At 66.7% G+C, this 5,447-nt stretch carries 5 protein-coding genes; 3 read left to right on the forward strand and 2 right to left on the reverse strand.

The window, feature by feature from the left end; genetic code table 11:
- Window positions 1-232: 232 nt before the first annotated feature.
- A complete protein-coding gene (locus tag Q8Q80_RS12435) occupies window positions 233-517 on the reverse strand; it encodes a HigA family addiction module antitoxin (RefSeq protein WP_305614411.1) in 285 nt (94 codons plus the stop codon).
- Window positions 518-527: 10 nt separating this feature from the next.
- Complete coding sequence (locus Q8Q80_RS12440; protein WP_305614412.1) at window positions 528-806, reverse strand: type II toxin-antitoxin system RelE/ParE family toxin; 279 nt, start codon at window positions 804-806, stop codon at window positions 528-530.
- Window positions 807-1,132: 326 nt separating this feature from the next.
- Between Q8Q80_RS12440 and Q8Q80_RS12445 the strand changes: the two genes are divergently transcribed.
- From Q8Q80_RS12445 to Q8Q80_RS12455, 3 genes are all read left to right on the forward strand, one after another.
- A complete protein-coding gene (locus Q8Q80_RS12445) occupies window positions 1,133-1,288 on the forward strand; it encodes a hypothetical protein (RefSeq protein WP_305633215.1) in 156 nt (51 codons plus the stop codon).
- Between the two features lie 328 nt (window positions 1,289-1,616).
- Complete coding sequence (locus Q8Q80_RS12450) at window positions 1,617-2,006, forward strand: TraR/DksA family transcriptional regulator (RefSeq protein WP_305633216.1); 390 nt, start codon at window positions 1,617-1,619, stop codon at window positions 2,004-2,006.
- Window positions 2,007-2,471: 465 nt separating this feature from the next.
- Window positions 2,472-4,853 (forward strand): alpha/beta hydrolase fold domain-containing protein, encoded by a 2,382-nt coding sequence (locus Q8Q80_RS12455; protein WP_305633217.1) that lies wholly within the window; start codon window positions 2,472-2,474, stop codon window positions 4,851-4,853.
- The last annotated feature ends 594 nt before the right edge of the window (window positions 4,854-5,447 follow it).

Raw genomic sequence — 5,447 nt, forward strand, 5'->3', positions numbered from 1 at the left:
ACTGACTGGAAACGGCTTGCTTTAGTCGTTTTATACCTCTTTGTGCATGCTGGTAATTGTCGGTGAAAGTGCCGACGGCTTGGCTACGAACCAAGGGGTCGGGCGTTCGAATCGCTCCGGGCGCGCCAACAACGCAAAGACAGTCGCAAAGATGGGCCAGTCGTCAGACTGGCCTTTTTCTTTTGTGCGGTCGGGGACGAATGGCCCGGGGCTGCGATGTGCCCGAGGTGTGTCATGCGGCGATGCGCGCGACCGGCGCGCGGCCCTTCGCCCGTTGCGCCGCTGCCCACAGATCGCGCTGTGCCTGCAGGCGCAGCCAGTAACCGGGCGTGGTTCCAAGGGCTTCCGACAGCCGCAGATCCATGTCTGCGCTCACTGCAGCGTGCCCATGCAGGATGCGCGACAACATCACGCGACTGATTTCCAGGTGCGCAGCGAACGCCGTCACGCTCATGTTCAGGTCTTCAAGCCATCCAGCCAGAAGTTCGCCGGGCGGCGCGGGGTCATGCATGTCCATCGTTCAAGCCTCAGTGATAATCGACGTAATCCACCAGCTCGACGTTCGGGCCATCAAAGCGAAAAACCAGCCGCCAGTTCGCTTGAACTGTCACTGCGTGAAATCCAGCCCGATTTCCCGTCAGCGAGTGCAGTCGCCACGATGGTCGCGCCAGATCGTCCGCGCCGGCCGCTGCGTTCAGCGCTGTCAGCAATTCGCGTAGTCGCCTGGCGTGTATCGGTTGAATACCGGCCTGCTTTCCACTGCGGAAGAACGCCTCAAGCCCCTTGTGGCGAAACGAATTGATCATAAATCGTAAATCCACGCTTTACAACGAGGCGTTCGCCATCGATCCGGTGTTCATGGAAGAAAACGCTTGAAGCCGTACATCAAGCCCGCTCCGAAAAACCGAAGCGAGAATCGCGCAACGCCTGAACGACGTCAGCTTCATGTCTGACATCGCTGCAAGCGCTGCCAATTGAGCATGCCCCGCGATTCTACCTATGCAAATGTCGTTGATGGCATGGTCCGGTCGATGAACGCAGCGGCATTGATCAAACGCAAGGCGGATTCGCGCGCGCCATCCATGCTTGAAATGCCGAAGGCACCCGCCTTCGCATCCCATGGCGACGTGTCATGCCGAAGATCGCAGGTCTCATCAAGCCGGGACGTCATCGCCCTACCGGACCGCAGGTGTGCCCTCCGCTGGAGTTCGCCAGGGCGACCGTGATCCTGTCCGACGATGTGCCCGAGGGCACCGTGGTCCACACCCGGTACACCGCGAAGGGGTGACTTTCGCGTCCATCACCACCCGCCCGGCGAAGCGCAGGCACGCTTGGGCATGTTCGGCCTGGCTGCTCGCACGTACCGGGTACGCATGGCTCCATGGTGTGACAGAGTGGGGCTCGTGGCAGACTGTGCTGTATTCGTCGACCACCGCTAACCTCGCGAAGGTCATCTTTTCGTGTTCGCGCGACGGCAACACGCCGGTCTGTGCGCGGTTCGACCGCTTCGCCTTTGTACCCGACCGTTCGCTGCTCGCTCGCCCCCTGGGCGGCTGAAGCGGCTTGTCACCCGACCCAATAAAGAGGGCCGCCACTGGCCCGCGGAGGAAATCGCCATGAACCCGTCCCTGACCGCAGCACAACGTCAGCGTCTCGAACAAGCCCTGCGTCACGAACACGACGAACTGAGCGCACGGCGCAAGGCATATCTCGGCGGCCTCACGCGCGCCGAGCATGCCCGCGAAGTGCTGCTGCAGGATGGTGACGACGCGCCGCAACGCGCGTCCGACCGCGAGATAGATATGCAGCGCGTCGAAGAAGATGTCGCGCGCCTTGCCGACATCGACGCCGCGCTGCAGCGTATCGCCGAAGGCCGCTATGGCATCTGCGGGGACTGTGGCGAAGACATCCCGGCCAAACGGCTGGATGTCGCGCCGCACGCCCGGTACTGCATCAACTGCGAAGCGCAACGCGAACGCGGCCACAAACCCGCCGCAAGCCTCTGAAGTTCCCCGGCACCCGAGAGAAGGGTCTTCGTCGGGGCGGCGATCCAGTGCTGACCCTGCAGGCGATGCGGTCTCCGATCAAGCGATGTCGTGTGATTCACGCACGTATCGCGGACAGGGTCCGCTCCTACGAACGGCAACACCGTCGCAGTTTTTCGTAGGAGCCGTCCCACGGTCGGCCCTGCATGGCCGACCGGCTCTGCGGGCGGCGAGCAGTGCTCGCCGAAACCCCCGCTCCGCCCCTGCAGGCGATGCGGTCTTCGAACACGTGACGGTGCATGAGCAACGTGCGCATCGCGCACGGGGTCCGCTCTTGCGAAGGGCAAGCCTCGTGGCGGAGGGGCGGGCTGTCGTGTCGCAACCATGTGGCTGGTGCACTGCATGTTCGCTGATCGGCTCGAGTGAGGTAGGGTGCGCGGTGCCGTGATTGCACGGAACCAACCGAACTGAGGCGGAGCGTGTTGCATGAGGAAGACGTACTCACCCCGGGGCTTCATCGAGGCGCTGTCGGCCTTTCTCATTCGCGGCTCGCTGAAGCTGGTGCTGAAGCCTGCGTTTTCACCGCGCTGGTCGATTGATGCGCAGCGGCGCTGGCTGGCGCGGCTCGCCCGTACCACGCTGGTGCCGGCCGGGGTGTCGATCGAGCCGGCCACGGTCGGCGGGGTGGCGGGCGAGTGGCTGCGCCGGCACGAAACGCCGCCGGTGCGCCCGGGCGTCATCCTTTATCTGCACGGCGGTGCCTACTGCGTGGGCTCGGCGCATGGGCATCGGGCGCTGACGTCGCGCATCGCGCTGGCCAGCGGCCTGCCGGTGTTTTCGCTCGAATACCGGCTCGCTCCCGAGCACCGCTTTCCGGCCGCCATCGACGACGTCGTGGCGGCTTTCTGCGCGCTGAACGAACAGGGTCCGGTTGTCATCGCGGGCGATTCGGCCGGCGGCGGTCTGGCACTGGCGGCGGCGCTTGCGCTGCGCGACGCTGACGCGCCGCGCCCGGCCGCACTCGTGCTGCTGTCGCCCTGGGTGGACATGACACCCGCCGGCATGCCCGACACGATTCCCGCCGGTGAAGCCATGCTCAGTACCGACTGGGCTTCAGCCTGCGCCGCGCACTACCTCGGTGATGCGCCGCCCGAATCGCCGCTTGCCTCGCCGCTGCACACCGATCTGCGCAGCCTGCCGCCGACACTGATCCAGGCCGGCACCGACGAGCTGCTACACGACCAGGCGGTGGCGCTGCACGACGCGCTCGAGGCCGCGGGCGTCGAAGTCGAGTGCGACATCACCGAGCGGCGCTGGCATGTGTTCCAGATGCATGGTGGCGCGCTGCCCAGCGCCGACGCGGCCATCGCCCGCATCGCGCGCTTTGCGCACGCGACGCTGGCGCACGCCACGCCGCCGATCACCACGCGGCACGAGGTGGTCATCCTCGGCGCCGGCATGTCCGGCCTGTGCATGGCGGTGCAGCTCAAGCGCGCCGGCATCAACGATTTTGTCATCCTCGAAAAGCAGGCGGGTCTCGGCGGCACCTGGTGGGACAACACCTATCCCGGCGCGCATGTCGACGTGCCCGCGCCGGCCTATTCCTTCTCGTTCGCGCCCAACCCCGGCTGGTCGCGCCGCTTCGCCTCGGCGCCCGAAATCCAGGCCTACATGCAGCAGGTGGCCGAAAAGCACGGCCTGATCGGACACATGCGGCTCGGCACCCGGCTCGCCGAAGCCACGTTCGACGAATCCAGCGGCCGCTGGCAGTTCGCCACCGAGCGCGGTGATGCGCTGAGCGCGCGCTTTTTCGTGTGCAGCACCGGCCCGCTGAGCCAGCTGCGCTGGCCCGACATCCCCGGGCTGGCCGATTTCCGAGGCAAGACGCTGCATTCCGCCCGCTGGGACCACAGCTACGCCATGGCCGGCAAGCGCGTCGCCGTCATCGGCACCGGCTCGACCGCGTCGCAACTGGTGCCGCCGGTCGCCGCCGAAGCAGGGCAGCTGCACGTGTTCCAGCGCACCGCCAACTGGGTCATGCCGCGGCTCGACCGCCGCTACACCGTGCTCGACCGGCTGCTCGCCCACCTGCCGCCGTACGCCGCCGCCGTGCGCGCCGCCTGGGTGCAGGCGCTCGAACTGGGCCGGCGCGGCTTCGACGAAGGCACGCTGGCGCGCAAGTCCATGCTGATGACCGCCGCGCGCCACCGCGACAAGCAGGTGCCCGACGCCGCGCTGCGCGAGCGCCTCACGCCGCCGTACCCGCTGGGTTGCAAGCGCATCATCTATTCCAACGATTTCTACCCCGCGCTGTGCCGGCCCAATGTCGAACTGGTGACCGACGCCATCACCCGCATCACCCCGACCGGCGTCGTCACGGCCGACGGTCGCGAGCGCGAGATCGACACCCTGGTGTGCGCCACCGGCTTTGATGCCGTGCAGCTGCTGTCGTCGCTGCGCATCACCGGGCGCGGCGGGCGCACGCTGGCCGAGGCCTGGTCCGACGGCCCGGCCGCCTACCAGGGCATCACCGTGGCCGGCTTTCCCAACATGTTCCTTATGCTCGGCCCCAACACAGCCACCGGCCACACCTCGACGCTGCTCTATATAGAACCCGAAGTGCAGCACGCCATCACCTGCATGCAGGCCGTGCGCACCGGCGGCCGGCGCTGGATAGACGTGCGCCCCGAAGTCGCCGACGCCTGGAACCGCGACCTGCAGCAGCGCCTCGGCAGCTCGGTCTGGAGCCAGTGCCGCAGCTGGTACCGCATGGAAAACGGCCGCGTCATCGCCATCTTCCCCGGCTTCACCCGCGAATACGTGAAGGCCGTGAAGAAACCGGACCTGGCGGACTACACGCTGGCGTGAGTGGATGCGGGTTCCGTTCAGCGAAACACCTCCTCGGAGCGGTGTCTCACAGCTCGGCAGGGTTTTCGTAGGAGCCGTCCCACGGTCGGCCCTGCATGGCCGACCGGCTCTGCGGGCGGCGAGCGGTGCTCGCCGAAACCCCCGCTCCGCCCCCGCAGGCGATGCGGTCTTCGGACACGCGACATCGCTTGCTCAACGTGCGCATCGCGGACAGGGTCCGCTCCTACGAACGGCAAGACTGTCGCTGTTTCTCGTAGGAGCCTGCCCCCGCAGGCGATGCGGTCTTCGGACACGCGACATCGCTTGCTCAACGCGCGCATCGCGGACAGGGTCCGCTCCGAACGGCAACACCGTCGCTGTTTCTCGTAGGAGCCTGCCCCTGCAGGCGATTCCAGTCTTTGAAAACGTGATGGTGCATGAGCAACGTGCGCATCGCGGACAGGGTCCGCTCCTACGAACGGCAACACCGTCGCTGTTTTTCGTAGGAGCCGTCCCACGGTCGGCCCTGCATGGCCGACCGGCTCTGCGGGCGGCGAGCGGTGCTCGCCGAAACCCCCGCTCCGCCCCCGCAGGCGATGCGGTCTTCGGACACGC

Origin of the sequence: Methyloversatilis sp., assembly GCF_030698125.1 — a bacterium.
Classification (GTDB): domain Bacteria; phylum Pseudomonadota; class Gammaproteobacteria; order Burkholderiales; family Rhodocyclaceae; genus Methyloversatilis.